The following is an 18,465-nucleotide window of genomic DNA, read 5'->3' on the forward strand; positions in this document are numbered from 1 at the left end:
GGTACTGGCGGAATCAACCGCCACGAAACATCATGGTCACCTGGGGTTCGCGCTCGACGCGGAGCGGGGAGAGGCCATGTCAGCACTGCCGCACAGCCCATCGGGCCACCCTGACCTGCACGAAGAACCAACCATCGCGCCAACCGCCCAGCTGCTCGCCGCGCCGACCGCCCAGCTGTCCACCGGGCCAACCGCCCAGCTGTCCACCGGGCCAACCGCCCAGCTGTCCGTCGGGCCGGCCACCGAATCGACCACTGCGCCGACCACTGGGCGGGACCCGGCGCCGGGATTGTTCTGGTACCTCACCGAACCGACCCGGACCGCCGTCGGCATCGGTCAGTTCGCGGCCACTCGTTCCCTGTTGAAGGGCGCTCCCAGCGGTGACGGCCACACCGTCCTGGTGCTGCCGGGCCTGGGCGCGACCGACGCCTCGACCGCGACCTTGCGCAAGTTCCTCACGGGTCTCGGCTACGAGGTCCACGGCTGGGGCCTCGGCCTGAACATCGGCCCCTCGGTCGGAGTCGTGCGAGGGATGCGCGACCTGCTGCGGGAGCTGGCGGTGAACGGCAAGGTCAGCATCGTGGGCTGGTCCCTGGGCGGCATCTTCGCCCGCGAACTGGCCCGCGACCACCCCGGCATGGTCCGCCAGGTGATCACCCTCGGCAGCCCCTACGCCATGACCGACCTGCGCCAGACCAGGGTCAACCCCGTCTACCGACTCCTGGCCAGGTTCTACGTCGCCGGCGCCGACATGCCACCACCCGAGCACACCCGCCCGCCCTTCCCGGTGCCGTCCACGTCGGTCTACTCGAAGTCCGACGGCATCGTCGCCTGGCAGACCTGCGTCTGCACCCCCCAAGCCCGGCAGGAGAACGTCGCCGTCACCTCCAGCCACCTGGGCTACGGCTACAACGCCACCGTCCTCTGGCTGATAGCCGACCGCCTCTCCCAGCGCCCCACCCGCTGGCGCCGCTTCACCCCACCGCCGGGCATGTCCCGGATGTTCCCCATCACCTGAACTCCAAGCCACTGGCAGCCCGCCCTTGCTCTACTTCCCCGCACCACCGGGAGATCACCAGTAGGTGATCTCGCATGCACTCTCATCTTGTCGGCGGAGCGTTATTCAGTCGAGAGCGGGTGTGCCCGGCGGCGACCCCAGGAGGTCGGCGACCTGTGGGGGCTTGATCGAGCCGCTGTTGCTCAGGGTCGAGTGGCGCTTCCAGCACCTAGAATAGGAGAATGGACGATCCGCAAGGCGTTGTGCAGCACCTTGCTTGCGCTCACGCCGACATCAGCGGGATCTCCGCCGTGGAGTCGGGCTATGGGTCGGCCATGGCCTACCGGCAGCGGCTGCGCTACTGAACGAAGCCGGAATCCAGCAGCGGCGTGAGGTTGACTTCCGCCATCCGAACAACGTCACCCAATTACTGCCACTGCTTGGCAAAACCTTGAAGGCCGCAGATCCGATGCGGGACCCCGGCGGTGGAGCATCACCGATTTCTGCGCGTGGTCTCGGTGTTGATCCCGACAGAGAACGCGATCAGCAGTTCCTGAGCCTCACTGCGGCATAGATCGCTCCACCGAGCCAGGTTCCGGGCGGCTCGCCGACGTACGTGGACCGGAGCAGAGTTGTCGTGTGCCACCGCGCGTACTGCCTTCGCTGCCTGCTCCCTCCAGTCGTGCCGGAGCTCGACAAATGCCTCCGCACACCGCACTCGAACGACAGGACTCGGTTCGTCGCACATCATGAGACCGAGGTCGAGCGCGGCGGCGGTGGGATCAGCTTCGCCGAGTGCCCGTAGAGCCTGCCTGCGATACAGCGGATTATCAGTGGCAGCGAGATCACGCAAGGTCTTCAACACGGCCGAGCGCTCGGCGGGAACTAGCGGGACGAGGGTCCAGGCCACAGCCGCCCTGGTCGAGGCCGAGGCCGTTACGTCCTGCATGATGCTCCACAACGCCGTTACAGCGAGTTCACCCCCTGCCTTGCCCAAAAGAGCCAGTTCTTCCGCCGCTTGTCGGCGTAGAGCAGGCCGGACGGTCAAATCAGTCGCGAGTGTGTTCAGCACCCGTGCGCCCACTGCCCGGTCCTCCACGTCGTAGCCCATCAGGAGTACCGCAGCCTTGACGCGGGCGATCGGTCGCGCCCCGGCGTCGTCACGTACTGCGCGCACGGGAGCGAGTCCGTCCAACCACCGCAGGGCAAACAGGGCATCGACACGGTTCCTGTCAGACGAGGATCGTCCGTCAGCGTCCGCTCGCAAGAGTGCGACCACGATGTCGGGCAGCGTGAACGTGAGATCCGAGATCAGATAGGCCGCCTTGCGCCGCTCGCCGGCATGCCGGCTCGCATCCCCCAGAATGGCCAGCGCCTCAGCCAGCGCTTCGTTGCAATGCTCCCGGCTCAAGCCAGCGAGTGCTCGACGTGCTCGCCGCCAGGCCGGATGGTCTTGAGAGAAGTTGCGCAACGCCCGTGCGGCGTCGGGCGCGCTGCGCAGAGACAGTCTTGCGAGTGCTGTTGCCGCGTCGATTCGCTCACTGGCGGGATACTCCGGCGCCGCCAAGACGTCGCGCACGGCTCTGTCGGCTTCGCCGGCTAGAGGGAACAGACTTCCGAAGTCGGCTCGCGGAATACGCTCGAGAACTGGCAGTGCTCGGTCCGTCAGCAGGTCACGCTCCATCAGTGTGCGTGCTTGACGTGGCAACAACTCCACGATGGTCTGACGGGTGATCGCGCTTACCGGGGACAGACGGAGGTTCGCCATTGCCAAATCCGCGAACTCGCTCGTTTCCATCTGTCTGGAAGTGAGCAGTTGATTGGTGGCGATGAGGCGTTCTCGAGGTGAAGCCCTATGGTCCCTGGCCAGGCGATGGAGCAAGGCGCATCCGGTCGCCATGAATCGGCGGTCAAGGTTCATGAGCTGCTCAATGGCTTCGACCCGTGCGGAGACAGCAGTCGAATCGTCGTCGAGCACGCTCATCAGGTAGAGCCTCGCAGATTCTATGATGTCGGGGATGCGCTCTGCGAGAGCATAGAAGGAAGAACCGCGCTGACTCGGGTTCAAGAACTTGTCATCGGCTTGTCGTCGTAGTTCTGTTACGGAATCGATATACTCTGTTGAGTCGAAGGCGGTCAAGCCGGATGCGGCTTCTCGTCGGACCGTGTGATGTACATCGGCGTTACTTGCCAGGGCGTTGAGTCGTTGTGCACCGGTCGATCGAAGTACGGGCAGTGGGGCGACGCTCATTGCCCAGTAAATTTCGTCCGGGTTGCCGTCGAATGGCGGGTCGCTGTCCGCTGTGGTCGCTGGATGGCCAAGGCCGATCGTCGTCGACATTATTGTGGCAAGTTGACGCAAGGTAGGCGCGGCGGAACCATCGGAGGTGATGTCCTCAAGGGCCTGTGAGATCTCCGGGCCGGTGCCGAAGCCGAGGGAGTCAAGCGCTCTGCAAATATTCCAATGACGCGCTGCGCTGCTATTGGGGCTGAGCAGTGCGTCATGCAAGGCGTGCGCCAGTTTCAAACGCAGACCCCTGCTCATGCTCGTGTAAAAAGTTGCGAGATGGACAAAGTCGAATCCGGGGAGGTCGGCGGTGCGAATTAAATTACACGTCCAGTTCACTACCGGCTTGTGGAAGCGCCTGCCTAGGCGAGCAGTTGTGACGGCGGCCGATAGCCTGCCGTGCAGGCTCTGTGCTTCGTCATTCATCAGGCCCAGTAGCATCGAGGCGATTCGTTCGGTGTCTGCGTCTGAAGTAGCGAGTGCGCTGACATTCGAAAGAAGCATGATCAAGTTCGTGTTGTCGGGCATCATATCGTCGAGAAACCTCGAGATGATGTCGGCCTGCATGTCGATCGATAACCTGAAGTAATTGCGCCACGCGTAGGAGGCTGTACGCACATCGTCGCAAGTTGTCGCAATGCGTAGCAATGTTTCTCTAGCTTCAGGGTGGAAATCTGGACCGGCCTGTGTGAGTGCTTCCGCTGCGTGTGCTCGTGTTCCGGTGTCCTGTGCGGGATCGTGGATGATTTTCTGTAATTGTTGGAGGGCGTTGTGGCGATGCGGTTCACCGAGTTCGACCATTGCCTTCAGGGATTCGACTCGGTGAGTTTTACTGACCTCGGATTCTACGATCTTCCGCAGTTCGTCTGCTGCCTCGTCCGCAAGTTCGGGTGCGACCTCGGCGAGCGCCTTGGCGTACAACGTGGCATAAGTTGCTGCAGTCCTGGAGTCGGCCAGTGCGGCGCGCAGCCGTGGAACTGCAATATTGCGATAGTCCGGCGCGAGTCCAGCTATTGCACGTGCTCCTTCCCATCGTCCGAATTTTATTACATCTGGTTCCCTGAAAATCGATTCGATTCGATCCACTGCTGCTGTGCGGTGTTGGGGCCCTAGCTCGGCGAGGATCTGGGCGGCATAGGCTCGATCATTCCAGTTCAGTCGACGGTCACTGATGAGAGTGTTCACCAGTGCCACTGCCTGGGTGCTGTGCTTGAGTCCGAGTGACATCAACCCGAGGGCTGAGTCACGCCACCCCACACTGCTGGTGACTGGGTCCCGCAGCACTCGTCTGAACACCTCTGCGCCGACTTCATAATGGTCGGGACCGATCTCCACCAGGCCGGTTGCCGCGTTCACCAAGTCCTGAGTGGGTGTCTCAGCACTGTCGATCATCGCTGACAGTGCGGAGACTGCGAGGCGTCGCGCTTCCGTCCCGAAACCCGCCAGTATTACTGCCGCAGTGCGGCACTGCAGACCGGATGCCAAAGAGTTGACAAGCACTTCGCGCAATCCACGTTGGGCTGCGGCACGGTCTTCGGGGCTGGAGTCTGCCAATGCCTCTGCGGCGGCAAGACGGTGAGTCACCGAGGCGTTCGGATCATCGACCAAGTCGGACAGCAGAGTGACAGCTTCTCGTGCATGGGTGCCGCGCAGCCTGGTTGCCAACGCTGTTGCGGCCTCGGTACGCGACGGCCATGGAATGTGCTGGTCTCGCATCAGGTCAGCCAGCCAGGAAGCCAGGCCGGGGTGGTGGGTAGCGCGACTTGCCTGAGCCAGAATTTCTTCACCCGGATATTGCGTGGTCATCGCCCATTTTCGGACGGTGTCGAGGAATGAATCAACGACGGATCGGCTCGCCGGAACTCTGCGAGCCAGAAGACGTGCCGCCAGCAGGTGCTGCTCACCGTTGCTCGCGTGTAACCGGCGGATGAGAGGGTCTGCTTGGGCGGGGTGCAGACGGGTGTAATGGAGCAGCACGGCGCGGGCATACTCGCCGCGTTCGGCCGGGCGGGCAGCGTAGAGGAGTTGAGTAAACTCGTCGTTTTCTGCAGCAAACGGCGAAGGTACTACGCGTGCCTGCGCGGTAGCAGCAAGGTGCTCGGCGAAGCTGTGGTGCAGAAAGCCGAGATCATCGTTGCGCATGACGAGGGGGCCAATGGAGACAAGGAAGTCGATGAGGTCTTCACGCATCTGCGCCAGAGCATGATCGGCTGTCTGTCGGAGCCATTCTTGAGCCGCATCGATAAGGGGAATATCAGTCTCGACGCGAATGTGACCTAAATGCTCCAACAGGGCGGTGCGATGTTTCTCGAAAGGGCTTGTGGCTTTGCGTGCCGATCCCAAGAAGGTGAGGTAGGTCTCGAACAACTCGTACTGGTTGTCCGGCAGAGAGCGGTCATGCTGCTGTTGAAAAATGATTGCCGCAATGGTGGCGAGCAGGGGCACGCGGACCAACTCGTCGAGGTGCGCCGCGCGAACTTGACGAACGAACCGCTGGGCATGTTCAGTCCCTTCCTCGGCGAACCAGTTCTCGGCGAACCGACGCAGTGCTTGCTCGTCGAACGGCTGGAGTTCGTAGCGAGCAGCTTTGATGCGTTGAAGCGGCGCGAGGGCAGCGCCGTCGATGGGCCTTGTGGTGACGATCACCCGGTAGGGAGAACCACTACGCGAGGCCCATGCGGCGAGTACGTCGACCAGGCGGTTGCGGTCCGCGGCATCGGCCACCTCGTCGAGTGCGTCGACCAGCAGCAGCCAGCGGCAACCCGCCGCCCGCTCGGTCATCAACTGCGCACGCAACTTGATGCTCAGCAGGGCCCCGTACTCGGCGTGTGCGCTGTCCACGAGGGCTTGCGCGAACGGCAGGTCGAGGCGGCTCGCCAGCTCGCGCGCGGTCAAGCGGAGCGGGATCACGGGTTCGGCGAGTACCTCGTCCGCTTGCTCGCCACACCAGCGGGCGGCGACGTCAGCGGCGAGGCGCAGCAACAGCGTCGACTTGCCCTGCCCGGCGCTGCCGGCGATGACCAAGTTTTCGTCACGGTTAAGAACCTCTCGCACGGTCAGCGTCGGCGGGCGCACGGCAACGCGCAGAGCCGGGGCACGCGAAACTTCGACCAGATGCCCATTGCCATCGAGAATGGGAGTGGGACGAGGGGCCTCCAAACGAGGTTCTTCCACACCGCTGCTCAAATCCTGACGCACGTATACGGCGGCAAGCGATGGCCGGCGCGCGCCCGGTAGCCGGTAGGGGAGCTGGTGCGCTGCATGTACCTGCGCTTGCACCAGGGAACGCAGTTCCGCGGCGAGTTCGGGCAGCGCTTCCCAGGACGCGACGGATGTCACTGATGGGGGAGCGACAGGCGACGAAGAGCCGTGGAAATGCACGCCGCCCTGAATGATGCCGGCCTGTATGCTGTGGCCGGCGATTTCTCCGTCAATCTGGTTGGTGGTCGTCGACCGGGTCTCGCGCTCCACCGCCACCCCCTCGTGTCGTCCCTCGGACGCATGGTCCCATGAGAGCTGCTACCGGCGCTGTGCTGCGTAGCGGTGTGAAGCGGTGCTGTCATGCACGACTGTGCAATTCACCTGTCGACGCCTCCCTCTCCCGGGAGGGTTGGACCGAACAACGGTTGCGGCAGCGGCTATCTGGCTCGCGCCGATCCGAACGCACAACCATGCGATTCCTCCGTCCACGCCGTCCGATTGGCCGAGATCACCGGGCAGGCTGAGTGCGTGACGCGCCGAGGGATGCCCAAACCCACAGCGGCACGACGCCCGATCCGTCGGACCACGACATTCCTCAGTGGACTGGAACGTCGGGTCCCGCATTGGTCGATTCGGGTGACGCGGTCGATTTGTCAACCACCTGACCACATGGTTCAGCACGTGGGCGTCCTTGTTCGCGCGCCGGCGAAGTGGCTACGTTTCGGCCACCCGGGCGGCGGCCCCACCGCAGTGGCCCCCAGCGGCCCTTCGCACCCGCGGCGCCCACCCCATTCCCGGAAGGACTCCGCCATGAGCGTGTCCGCGCGACCACGCCCGCGTGCCCTCGACTCGCCGGCGCCGAAGGTCGTCGCCGCCCGCCACCCCTGGCGGTGGGTGGGGATCGCGGTCGTGCTGGTCCTGTTGGCCCAGTTCGTCCACGGACTGGCGACCAACCCCGCTTGGGACTGGGCCACGTTCGCCCGCTTCATCACCGCCCGATCCATCCTGGACGCGGTCGTGGTCACCCTGGAGCTGACGCTCTACGGCACCGTCATCGGCTTCGCCCTCGGCATCGTGCTGGCCCTGATGCGGTTGTCGCGCAGCCGGTTCCTGGAAGCGGTGAGCTGGACCTACGTCTGGGCCTTCCGCTCGATCCCGCTGATCGTGCAACTGCTGTTCTGGTTCAACATCTCCTACCTCTACGAAGAGCTGAACTTCGGCATCCCCTTCGGCCCGACGTTCTTCGGCTTCGAGACCAAGGACGTGATCAGCCCGATGGGCGCGGCCGTCCTGGGGCTCGCGCTGCACCAAGCGGCGTACGCGGCCGAGATCGTGCGGTCCGGTGTCATCTCCGTCGACCACGGCCAGCTCGAAGCCGCCGCCGCGCTCGGCATCCCCAGGTCGCGCCAGCTGCGCCGGATCGTGCTGCCGCAAGCCATGCGCTCCATCCTGCCGAACGCCACCAACGAGGTGATCAGCCTCTTCAAAGGCACGTCCGTGGTGTCCGTCGTGGCCATCGGCGAGCTGTTCTACCAGGTCCAGGTGATCTACGGCCGCAACGCGCGGGTGGTCGCGCTGCTCATGGTGGCCACCGCGTGGTACATCGCGCTGACCACCCTGCTGTCGATCGCGCAGCACTACGTCGAGAAGCACTACGCCAAGGGCGCGACCAGGAACGAGGACGGGTGGAAATGGGCGAGGTGATGGTGGACGTCCGCGGCGTCCACAAGAGTTTCGGCGACAACGAGGTGCTGCGCGGCGTCGACCTCCAGGTCGGCGCGGGCGAGGTGGTGGTCGTGCTGGGGCCGTCGGGCTCCGGCAAGTCCACGCTGCTGCGCACGATCAACCACCTGGAGAAGACCGACCGCGGCCTGGTCGGCATCGACGGCGACCTGATCGGTTACCGCCGTCGCGGCGGGAAGCTCTACGAGCTGCGGGAGCGCGACGTGCTCCGGCAACGCGCGCACGTCGGCTTCGTGTTCCAGAACTTCAACCTGTTCCCGCACCTCACGGTGCTGGAGAACATCGTGGAGGCCCCGGTGTCGACGCGCCGGAAGTCACCGGTTGAGGCCCGCGCGCACGCCCGTCGGCTCCTGGAACGCGTCGGCCTGTCCGACAAGGAGTCCGCCTACCCGCGACACCTGTCCGGCGGCCAGCAGCAGCGCGTCGCCATCGCCCGCGCCCTGGCGCTGGAGCCGAAGGTGCTGCTGTTCGACGAGCCGACCTCCGCGCTGGACCCGGAGCTGGTCGGCGAGGTGCTCGACGTGATCAGGGACCTCGCCCGCAGCGGCACCACGATGATCATCGTCACGCACGAGATCGGGTTCGCCCGCGACGTGGCCGACACCGTGGTCTTCATGGACGCCGGCCTCGTGGTCGAGCAGGGGCCGCCGGCGCAGGTCCTGGACGACCCGCAACACCCGCGCACCCGCGCGTTCCTGTCCAAAGTGCTCTGATCACACCCGGGAGAACCGTTGTCCTTCGTGAAGATAGCCGTCGCCATCACCGCCGCCGTCTCGCTGGTCGCCTGCGGCGCCGCGGGCGGGACGACCGAGGACCAGGTGGTCGCCGGCGGCAAGACCGTGAACCTCGGTCCGAACCAGGAGCGCGTGACGGCCGACAAGGTGGACGCCATCGCGGCGAAGGTGCCCGAGGAGATCCGCCGGACCGGCAAGCTCGTCGTCGGCGGATCGGTCAGCACCGCGCCGCCGCTGCGCTTCTTCGCCACCGACGACAAGACGCCCATCGGCGTCGAGACCGACATCGCGGTGCTGATCGCGGGCGTGCTGGGGTTGGAGCCGCAGTTGGAGAGCACGTCCTGGGAGAACCTGTTCATCAGCCTGGACAGCGGCGTCTACCCGCTGGGCCTGTCGAACATCACCGTCACCGAGGAGCGCAAGGAGAAGTACGACTTCGCCACCTACCGGCTCGACACCCTGGCGTTCGAGGCGAAGAAGGGCGGGACGTGGCGGGTGACCGGGCCCGAGGACGTGGTGGGCAAGGTCATCGCGGTCGGGTCCGGCACGAACCAGGAGAAGATCCTGGTCGACTGGAGCAAGGCCAACCAGGCGAAGGGCCTGCCCGCCACGGACATCAAGTACTTCCAGAACCCGTCGGACTACTACCTGGCGCTGGAGTCCGGCCGGATCGAGGCCTACCTGGGACCGAACCCCACCTCGGCCTACCACGTCACCACGTCCGGCAAGACCGAGGTGATCGGCACCTTCTCGGGCGGCGGCGCGACCGTGGGCAAGATCGCCGCGACCACCAAGAGGGGCAGCGGCCTGGTGGAGCCGGTCGCCGAGGCCATCGACCACCTGATCGCGAGCGGCCGGTACGCCGAGGTGCTCGACCGGTGGGGCCTGGGTGACGAGGCCGTGGCGAAGAGCGAGATCAACCCGCCGGGTCTGCCCAGGACGAGCTGACCCCCGCGCGGTGGACGACATCGAGGGCCGCCGACGACACCCGGTTCACGGACCGGCCACTCGTCGGCGGCCCTCGTCGGCAACGCCGTCCCGGCTCAGGCCACCGACTCGTCCGCGCCACCGGCCGCCGCGGCGAGGAAGTGCAGGACTTCCCGCGCGACCTCGTCGCTCTGCCGGAAGTTCGGCGCGTCGGTGCCGGGCCGGGCGAACGCCGCGTACGCCTTGCGGGTCGTGTAGGGGCCGACGGCGAAGCGCCGCGCGTGCGGTGCGCCGGTGGCGTCGACGACCCGGCTGTCGGAGGGGTCGACCAGCACCAGGCCGTCGACGTCGGTCACGTCACCGGCCGCGGCCATCGACCTCAGCAGCGGGTCGGCGGTGTGCGCCAAGGTGTGCACGGGCAGCCGCGCCTCGATCAGACCGGTCGCCCGCACGACGTGCGAGGGCACGCTCGGACTGCCGGCCAGGAACACCCCGTCCTCCGCGCGGACCCACGTGTCCGCGCCCAGGAACCGCACCACCCCCGCGCGGGACAGCGCCACGAGCTCCTCCAGCCGGTCCGGCGGCGGCCCGCTCGTGATCGAGCTGAAGAACCCGTGCCACCACCCGTCCTCGCCGCGCAGCCGCCCGGCCGCGGACAGCACCGCGAACTGGCCGTACACGCCCAGCAGCGCCAGGAACGCGCCCAGGTCCGCGCTGAACGCCCGGTCCGAGCGCCGGGCGACGTCCGCGGCGACGTGGGCGCGCAGGAACTCCTGGAAGTCCTCCGACGAGGAGAACCGCAAGCCGTCGATGGGGCGGTCCAGCCGCTCGAAGTCGATCCGATCAACCTCCGCCGGCACGGTGTCGCGCACCAGCGCCCGCATCCCGTCGCCGTACCAGTCCAGCTCGGCGAACCGCGCCGAGAACGCCTCCCACGTCCCGCGCACCCGCGACGGGTACCCGGTGAACAGCTCGCGGTAGTGCCCGTACGCGATCTCCTTGGCCATCAGCGGCCACGCGTCACGCCGGAAGTCGACCTCGCCGGCACGTGCCGGCACCTCCGACGCGACGAAGAACCTCGGCGGCCCGGGCGGTTCCCCGCGCAACCGGTAGCCGGTCTTGGAGTGGTAGGGCACGCCGCGGCGGGAACCGACGTGCAGGCGGGGTTCGCGGCCGGACGGGAGGTAGCGCAGCACCCCGTCCTCCCGCACGAACCGACCGCCCCGCCCCTCGCCCAGCAGCACCGCGAGGTCGACGAAGGCCAGCCCCATGCCCCGCACCACGACGTCCTCGCCGGCCGGCACCACCGAGAGGTCGGTGTCGGCCGTGTAGTCCGGTGGCAGGTAGGTGAGCCCGTGCGCGGCGGCGTGGTCGGCGAGTGCGCGGTGCTCGGGCGCGACGACGGTGTCCAGGTGCCCCAGCACCAGCACGACCACGTCGGCCACCAGCGGTTCCGCCCGGTCCGCCAGCCACACCCGCTGCCGCACCTGCGCCGACCCGGTGATCCGCACGACCTTCGTCGCGTGCGTCGTCACCGAACTCCCGCCGGGCAACGACGACACCGCGAGCTCGTGGAACCACTTCAGGTACGCGCTCTGCACCCGCCTGCTCGGGAACGACGTGGGCTCCATCGCCTCCAGCTCCGCCCGGACGCCCGGCTCGGGTTCCACGCCGGACAGGCACGACGCCGCCCATTGGGCCAACGACGGCCCCGGCCGGATCGGTCCCGCGCACGTCACCGACGCGTCGGTGAACATCGTGACGTCCTCGGCCATGGAGTTCATCCGCAGCAACGGCGACTGCTCGTGCCGCCACACCCGCCCCGCGCCGGCCGCGAACGGGTCGACCAGGTGCACTTCCAGCGGGCCGTCGAACAGCCCGGAGGCGTTCGCGCCCAGGCGTTCCAGGATTCCCGACGCCCGGGGCCCCGCCCCGACCAGCACGACGACGCTCATCGCGCGCCACGCCCGTAGTAGCGCTCGACGTAGTGCTGGCCGACGCTGAGCAGGCTCGTGACGACGACGTACCAGACGGTGGCGACCAGCAGCAACGGGATGATCAGGTAGTTGCGGTTGTAGATCAGCTGGACGGAGTACAGCAGGTCCTGCACGGCCAGCACGCTCACGATCGACGTGCCCTTCAACGTGCCGATGAGCAGGTTGCCCGCCGCCGGCACGATCGACCGCATCGCCTGCGGCAGCACGATCCGGCGCAGCACCCGCCACCGCCCCAGTCCCAGCGCCGCCGCCGCCTCGGCCTGGCCCGCGTCCACGGACAGGATGCCGCCGCGCACGACCTCGGCGGCGTAGGCGGCCTCGTGCAGCACCAGGCCGATGATCACCGACGTCACCGGGCCGATCACCGGCGCGGCGCCGGACAACGCCGGGTACAGCGCGCCGAAGTTGAACCAGAACAGCAGCTGCACCAGCAGCGGCACCGAGCGGAACAGCCAGACGTAGCCCCAGCTCACGCCCGCCAGCACCGGGTTGTCGGACAGTCGCATGACGGCCAGCACACCGCCGATCGCGAAGCCGAGCACCACCGTCAGCGCGGTCAGCCACAACGTCGTCCACAGACCGCGCAGCACGGCGTCGGTGGCGAAGTAGCGGACCACCACGTGCCACTGGAACTGCTCGTTGGTGGCCGCCGACCACAGCACGACGCCGACCGCGGCGAGCACGAGCGCGGCGCAGGCCCAGCGCCAGGGACGGCGGAGCGGGACGATCAGGGCGGTCTCGTCGGGCCGCGGTGGCGAGGAGAGGGTCGACGCGCTCATCGGTGGCTCCAGAGCAGGAGGGAACACGACAGTTCGGTGCCACGTCCCTCAACGCCGCGCGGTGATCGTAAGCGCGCGGCGACGAGGCCGGTCAAGGCATTCCGGTATCTGGACGCGGTCACGCCGCCGTTGACGACGACCCCTGCCGCTGTTGCACTGGGTCCGTGGAAAGCACGCGGCTGGTCACCCGCGACCACATCGACCTCGGTCGGGTGTGGTCGGCCTCCTGTCGGGCCTGACGCCCGCGTTCCGCTCCTCCCGTCGACCCCGCGCCGTCTCCCTCAACGCCGTGGGCGCGTCGACGTCTGCTCCCACCTGACGGAAGGTACTGACGTGCCCGTTGAGTTCCTGGGGATCGGCGGCACCAACGACGGTTCCGAGACGCGCCCGCGCAGCGGTCCCGCGTTCGACAAGGACTACACCCTGCGGTTGGCCCGCGCGCACGAGGAACACGGCTGGGACCGGGTCCTGTTCGCCTACGGCTCCGGCTCGCCCGAGCCCGCCCAGGCCGCCGCGTACGTGGCCACCAAGCTGGACAAGCTCCAGATCCTGCTGGCGCACCGGCCGAACGTGTCCTACCCGACGTTCGCCGCGAAGACGTTCGCCACGCTGGACCGGATCAGCGACGGCAGGCTCACCGTGCACTTCATCACCGGCGGCACGGACCACGAGCAGCAGCGCGAAGGCGACTACCTGACCAAGGACGAGCGCTACTCGCGCACCGAGGAGTACATCCGGATCGTCAAGAAGGCCTGGACGTCCCGGGAGCCGTTCGACCACGAGGGCCGGCACTACAAGTTCGCCGACTTCGTGAGCGACGTGTTCCCGGTGCAGCAACCCCGGCCGCGGGTGTCGTTCGGCGGGTCGTCGCCCGCCGCGTACCGGGCGGGTGGCGCGGAGGCGGACACCTTCTGCCTGTGGGGCGAACCGCTGGCCGACACGGCCGCGCAGATCCAGGCCGTGCGCCAGGCCGCGCGGGACGCGGGCCGGACCGACGTGCCGCGCATCCAGGTGGCGTTCCGCCCGATCCTCGGCGCGACCGAGGAACTGGCCTGGGAGAAGGCCCACCGGACGGTGGACGCGATCAAGGCGCGGACCGGGGGAGTGAACGCGCTGACCCGACGGCACTCCTTGAAGAACCCGGAGAACACCGGGTCGCAGCGGCTGTTGGAGATCGCCGAGCGCGGTGAGCGCTTCGACCGCGCCCTGTGGACGCCGACCGCCGCCGCGACCGGCGGGGCGGGCAACTCCAACGCGCTCGTGGGCACGCCCGAGACGGTGGCGCAGGCGTTGCTCGACTACTACGACCTCGGCGTGGACATCCTGTCCGCGCGCGGCTACGACATGATCGACGACACGATCGACTTCGGCCGGCACGTGATCCCGATCGTGCGCGAGGAGGTCGCCAAGCGCGACCGCGAGCGCGCCGTCACCGCCGCCGTGCCGGAGCCGCGTGAGATCGCGGTGGACGGATGACCCCGTGACCGACACCCTCGTCGCCCGCCGGGTCCGCTGGGAGGACCCGGCCACCGGGCCGTTGAAGGAAGAGCTGACGCACGAGTACGTGACCCGGTACGGCGACCGGGCGCGGGCCGAGCTGACCAGGTACGACCCGGCCGTCTTCGTGCCGCCGCACGGCACGCTGGTGCTGCTGCTGGAGGACGGCGCGGCGGTGGCGGGCGGGGCGTTCATGCGGCACGACGAGCGCACCGCCGAGCTGAAGCGCATCTGGACCCACTCGCGGCACCGCCGCCGCGGCCTGGCCCGGCGCGTGCTCGCGGAGCTGGAGCGCGACGCCGTCGCACTGGGCTACTCGCGCCTCTACCTGACCACCGGCCCGCGGCAGCCGGAGGCCCGCGCGCTGTACCTGGCCACCGGGTACGCGCCGCTGTTCGACCTGACCGCGGACCCGCTGACGATCGCCCACCTGCCGTTCGAGAAGGACTTGGGTAACCCATGCGCGCACGTTGCCTGTTGATGCTCACCTCGGTGCTCGCGCTCGTGGTCTCCGGGTGCGCCCTGCCCGCGGACGCCGTCGACCCGCCCGCGTCCGGTGTCCAACCGACCGAGGACGTGCTGTCGGCGGTGGTGCAGGACGAGTCGATCGCCGCGCTGCTGCCACCGGCCGTGCGCGCGACGGGCGTGGTGCGGTTCGGGTCGTCGGTGGGCGGGCAGCCGCCGTCGTCCTACTACGCGGAGGACAACAAGACGGTGATCGGGCTGGACGCCGACATGTCCGAGGCGGTCGCGAGGACGTTGGGGTTGCGCATCGAGCGGGAGGTCGCGAGCTTCGAGACCATCCTGCCGTCGTTGGCCGGCGGGAAGTACGACGTCGGCACGGGCAACTTCGGCGTGACCGAGGCGCGGAAGAAGACCATCGACTTCGTCACCTACGTCAACGACGGCCAGGGTTTCGCGGTCCGGGCGGACGACGACCGCGTGCCGCGGGTGGACGGCCTGGTCTCGTTGTGCGGGCTGAAGGTCGGCACGGGCGCGGGCACGACGTTCGAGGCGACGTTGGAGCGGGAGAAGCACGTGTGCGGTGACGCGGGGAAGCCGGACTACGAGGTGCTGAGCTTCTCCGCGGACGCGGCGATCTTCCTGGGGTTGCAGCAGCGGCACATCGACGTCGTGATGAGCACGATCAACGGGCTGCGGCACGCGGCGGCCAACCAGCCGAACCTGGAGTTCCTGGGCGAGTTCAAGCGCCTGGACGTCGGCTTCGCGCTGCCCAAGGGCTCACCGCTGGCGCCCGCGCTCCAAGCGGCGGTCAACAAGCTCATCGACGACGGCGTGTACGCGCGCATCCTGGACAAGTGGGGCACCAAGGCCTCGGCCATCCCGGAGTCGTTGATCAGCCCGCCGGAGCACGGCTGAGGTGGGCGTGGGGCGGACCGGAGCACTTCGACTCCTCCGGTCCGCCCTGCGGTGTCCCGAAGCCTCGCCGCCGCTCCCCGCGCACCTCACCGTGAACGATCACCTGAATCACCCCTTGTGTCGACCCACGCTTCACCTCAGGGTTCAGCGCGGCCCGTTGGCTCCGACGGGCAACCCTGACGGAGGTGGAGCATGTCCCCTGCCCGCAAGATCGCCGCGTCCCTGTTCGCGGCGACCGCTCTCTCGGTGTTCCTCACGACGCCCGCGCACGCGGCGACCGACGCCGAGCTCGCGTTCCACTGGGCGCCGGTGCACTACCAGGACACCGACTCGTCCGACTACGACGCCGACTACCTGTCCACTGTGGATTTCGACGGTGAGTGGAACACGGTCGACAACTGGGAGTCGCAGGACGACTCGGTGGCGCGCCTGACCGGTGCGGCGTACTACTCGGTGGTGGAGACGTCGACGCACTGGTTCCTGGTCTACGGCTTCTACCACCCGCGCGACTGGGAGGACTTCGCCGACCCGTTCGAGCAGTTCACCCACGAGAATGACATGGAGGGCCTGCTGGCGACCGTGCGCAAGGACGGGTCGGCGTTCGGCAAGCTCGAAGCCGTGATCACGGTGGCGCACAGCGACTTCTACTCGTACGTGCCGGCCGGCAGCACGTTCACGTCCGGGCGTGAGGGCGTCGACGGCACGCTGCGGCTGTCGGGCACCCGGCCGACCACGCGCCAGGAGGCGAAGGGGCACGGGCTGTACGCGTGGAACGGCGCGGAGTTCCCGGGCGGTGACGGCGTGGTGTACGTGCCGAGCGCTTCGGGTGAGGTGCCGTCGGGCGGCAACGACCGTTCCGTCGGCTACCGGCTGGTGGACACCTTCGCCCCCGGCGGCCTGTGGGCGCAGCGCGACAGTTCCGCCACGTTCGCGAGCTGGGGCACGTTCCGGGGCGACAACGGCAAGGACAACTCCGCGAACAGCGCTTGGGGGTGGGACGACGGCAACGACGGCAGCGACCTCCAGCGCGGCCTGCTCGCCACCGACCCGGCCTACCTCGTCTCCGCCTACTTCGCCAACCGCGGCACCTTCAGCCTGACCTACCTCCGCAACCCCTACCGCTAACCCCGACCACCCGAGAGTCCTACGTTCACAGCGCGAGAGTCCTACTTTCGGGGGACCTGAATTCAACGCTCACGCGCCGATCGCTCGTGGTGAGGGTTGAATTCGGGGTCCGTGAACGTAGGACTCTCGCGGGCTGGACGTAGGACTCTCGGGTTTAGGGTTGGGGGGTGACGATGACGGTGCGGGTGGCGCGAGTGGCGACGGAGGTGTTGGCGCCCTGGGTGCTGGTGCTGGGGTTGCCGCTGCTGGTGGCGTGGAGCGCGACGAGCAGCGTCGCGGAGGGGCTGCTGTGGGGCGCGGTGGTCGGGGTGACCGGGTCGGTGGTGCCGATGGCGGTCATCGTGCGGGGCGCGCGGCAGGGGAAGTGGGACGGGCACCACGTCACCAACCGCGAGGGGCGGCTGGTGCCGATGCTCGTGTGCGTGGCGTCGCTCGGGGTCGGCATCGCGGCACTGGTGTTCGGCGGCGCGCCGCGAGCGGTGGTCGCGCTGGCGCTGGCGATGTTCCTCAGCCTGCTGGCCTGCCTGACGGTGACGTTCGCCCTCCCGGTGAACGGCGGGCGCGGCTGGAAGGTGTCCTTCCACGCGGCGGTCGCGGCCGGCGCGGTGGCGATCCTCGCGATCACCTACGGCCCCTGGGTCCTGCTGGCCGCACCGCTGGTGGCGCTGGTGGCCTGGTCACGCGTGGTGCTCGGCGACCACACCAAAGCGCAGGTCACGGTGGGCACGGTGATGGGCGCGCTCGTCGGCGGCTCGGCGTTCTGGCTGCTCACGGGGGTGTGAGCGCGATTACGCCCGGTCGCCGCCGGCGAGGACCTACCCTCCGGTGATGACGCTGAGGCTCGACACCGCAGGCCCGGTGGCCACGTTGACCATCGACCGCCCGGCCAAGCGCAACGCCATGAGCTACGACATGTGGTCGGCGCTGCCCGGCCTGCTGGCCCGGGTCCGGCACGACGACGACGTGCGGGTGCTGGTCGTCCGCGGCGGCGAGCACTTCTCGGCCGGCGCGGACATCAGCGAGTTCTCCACCCTCCGCAAGGGCGCGGACGGCGCGGCGAGGTACAGCGAGGCCGTGCACGACGGCGAACGCGCCATCGCGACGCTCGGCAAGCCGACCATCGCCGCCGTCACGGGCTTCTGCATCGGTGGCGGCTGCGAGATCGCCCTGGCCTGCGACCTGCGCGTGGCGGCGGCGGACGCCCGGTTCGGCATCACGCCCGCCAAGCTCGGCATCGTCTACAACTTCACGTCCACCAAGCGGCTGGTCGACGCGGTCGGCCCGGCGTGGGCCAAGCAGATCCTGTTCAGCGGCGAGATCATCGACGCGGCCACCGCGCTGCGCATCGGCCTGGTCAACGAGGTCCACCCGGCCGACGCCCTGGAGATCCGGGTCGAGCAGCTGACCGGGACCATCGCGGCCCGCGCGCGGGTCAGCGTCCGCGGCGCGAAGCACATCGTCGACCGGATCACCGAAGGGCAGCAAGACGAGGACGACGCCGTGCGCGCGCTGTACGACGAAGCCGTGCACAGCGAGGAGTACGCGGAGGGCGTGGCGGCGTTCCTGGAGAAGCGGGCGCCGAGGTTCTGAACCCCGGCGGACGGGTACTTCGAGCACATGACCGAACAGCCGCTCGAAGGCGACCCGAACGACCCCGACCAGCACATCAACCCCGAACCGCCGCGCTCGCCGGGCACGCCGGAGCCGCCCGACCTCGACGTGGACCCGGAGCAGTTCCTCGACGAGGGCGAGCGGCGCGGGCAGGAGGACGAGCCACCGTCCTGATCACGAGGAGTGC

15 protein-coding genes are annotated in these 18,465 nt (G+C 68.2%); 12 read left to right on the forward strand and 3 right to left on the reverse strand.

Annotated elements, in window-relative coordinates; all coding sequences use genetic code 11:
- The first annotated feature begins 76 nt into the window (after window positions 1-76).
- Both ACQPYE_RS12200 and ACQPYE_RS12205 read left to right on the forward strand, forming a co-directional pair.
- On the forward strand, window positions 77-1,018 hold the full coding sequence (locus ACQPYE_RS12200; RefSeq protein WP_498721221.1) for an esterase/lipase family protein: 942 nt from the start codon (window positions 77-79) through the stop codon (window positions 1,016-1,018).
- 221 nt (window positions 1,019-1,239) lie between these two features.
- A complete protein-coding gene (locus ACQPYE_RS12205; protein WP_498721222.1) occupies window positions 1,240-1,362 on the forward strand; it encodes a hypothetical protein in 123 nt (40 codons plus the stop codon).
- Between the two features lie 128 nt (window positions 1,363-1,490).
- Here ACQPYE_RS12205 and ACQPYE_RS12210 read toward each other — a convergent pair whose 3' ends face one another.
- A complete protein-coding gene (locus ACQPYE_RS12210; protein WP_498721223.1) occupies window positions 1,491-6,755 on the reverse strand; it encodes an NACHT domain-containing protein in 5,265 nt (1,754 codons plus the stop codon).
- Window positions 6,756-7,295: 540 nt separating this feature from the next.
- Between ACQPYE_RS12210 and ACQPYE_RS12215 the strand changes: the two genes are divergently transcribed.
- Genes ACQPYE_RS12215 through ACQPYE_RS12225 form a run of 3 tightly spaced genes read left to right on the forward strand, consistent with a single transcriptional unit; the run spans window position 7,296 to window position 9,910 of the window.
- Window positions 7,296-8,189, forward strand: a complete 894-nt coding sequence (locus ACQPYE_RS12215) for an amino acid ABC transporter permease (RefSeq protein ID WP_498721224.1) — start codon at window positions 7,296-7,298, stop codon at window positions 8,187-8,189.
- Window positions 8,177-8,941 (forward strand): amino acid ABC transporter ATP-binding protein, encoded by a 765-nt coding sequence (locus ACQPYE_RS12220; RefSeq protein WP_498721225.1) that lies wholly within the window; start codon window positions 8,177-8,179, stop codon window positions 8,939-8,941. The genes ACQPYE_RS12215 and ACQPYE_RS12220 overlap by 13 nt, the downstream gene beginning before the upstream one ends.
- Before the next feature lie 27 nt (window positions 8,942-8,968).
- A complete protein-coding gene (locus tag ACQPYE_RS12225; RefSeq protein WP_498722887.1) occupies window positions 8,969-9,910 on the forward strand; it encodes an ABC transporter substrate-binding protein in 942 nt (313 codons plus the stop codon).
- A 95-nt stretch (window positions 9,911-10,005) separates the two neighbouring features.
- Here the strand turns inward: ACQPYE_RS12225 and ACQPYE_RS12230 are convergent, their stop codons facing one another.
- Both ACQPYE_RS12230 and ACQPYE_RS12235 read right to left on the reverse strand, forming a co-directional pair.
- A complete protein-coding gene (locus tag ACQPYE_RS12230) occupies window positions 10,006-11,844 on the reverse strand; it encodes an FAD/NAD(P)-binding protein (RefSeq protein ID WP_498721226.1) in 1,839 nt (612 codons plus the stop codon).
- Window positions 11,841-12,665 carry an amino acid ABC transporter permease gene (locus ACQPYE_RS12235; RefSeq protein WP_498721227.1) on the reverse strand — a complete coding sequence of 275 codons (825 nt, stop codon included), beginning with the start codon at window positions 12,663-12,665 and terminating at the stop codon, window positions 11,841-11,843. Before ACQPYE_RS12235 ends, ACQPYE_RS12230 begins: the two co-directional genes overlap by 4 nt.
- Window positions 12,666-12,998: 333 nt before the next feature.
- Here ACQPYE_RS12235 and ACQPYE_RS12240 point away from each other — a divergent pair, with 333 nt between their 5' ends.
- The 7 genes from ACQPYE_RS12240 (at window position 12,999) to ACQPYE_RS12270 (ending at window position 18,452) form a co-directional block, all read left to right on the forward strand.
- Entirely contained in the window at window positions 12,999-14,141 is a 1,143-nt protein-coding gene (locus tag ACQPYE_RS12240) for an LLM class flavin-dependent oxidoreductase (protein WP_498721228.1), read from the forward strand.
- 4 nt (window positions 14,142-14,145) lie between these two features.
- Window positions 14,146-14,643 (forward strand): GNAT family N-acetyltransferase, encoded by a 498-nt coding sequence (locus tag ACQPYE_RS12245; RefSeq protein WP_498721229.1) that lies wholly within the window; start codon window positions 14,146-14,148, stop codon window positions 14,641-14,643.
- Window positions 14,622-15,542 carry an ABC transporter substrate-binding protein gene (locus tag ACQPYE_RS12250; RefSeq protein WP_498721230.1) on the forward strand — a complete coding sequence of 307 codons (921 nt, stop codon included), beginning with the start codon at window positions 14,622-14,624 and terminating at the stop codon, window positions 15,540-15,542. Before ACQPYE_RS12245 ends, ACQPYE_RS12250 begins: the two co-directional genes overlap by 22 nt.
- Before the next feature lie 192 nt (window positions 15,543-15,734).
- Window positions 15,735-16,667, forward strand: coding sequence for a hypothetical protein (locus ACQPYE_RS12255; protein ID WP_498721231.1), 933 nt, complete (start codon window positions 15,735-15,737; stop codon window positions 16,665-16,667).
- A 173-nt stretch (window positions 16,668-16,840) separates the two neighbouring features.
- Entirely contained in the window at window positions 16,841-17,449 is a 609-nt protein-coding gene (locus tag ACQPYE_RS12260) for a hypothetical protein (protein WP_498722888.1), read from the forward strand.
- Between the two features lie 46 nt (window positions 17,450-17,495).
- A complete protein-coding gene (locus ACQPYE_RS12265; RefSeq protein WP_498721232.1) occupies window positions 17,496-18,257 on the forward strand; it encodes an enoyl-CoA hydratase/isomerase family protein in 762 nt (253 codons plus the stop codon).
- 27 nt (window positions 18,258-18,284) lie between these two features.
- On the forward strand, window positions 18,285-18,452 hold the full coding sequence (locus tag ACQPYE_RS12270) for a hypothetical protein (protein WP_498721233.1): 168 nt from the start codon (window positions 18,285-18,287) through the stop codon (window positions 18,450-18,452).
- Window positions 18,453-18,465: the final 13 nt, after the last annotated feature.

The organism is Actinosynnema sp. CA-299493 (genome assembly GCF_050946825.1).
Classification (GTDB): Bacteria; Actinomycetota; Actinomycetes; order Mycobacteriales; family Pseudonocardiaceae; genus Actinosynnema.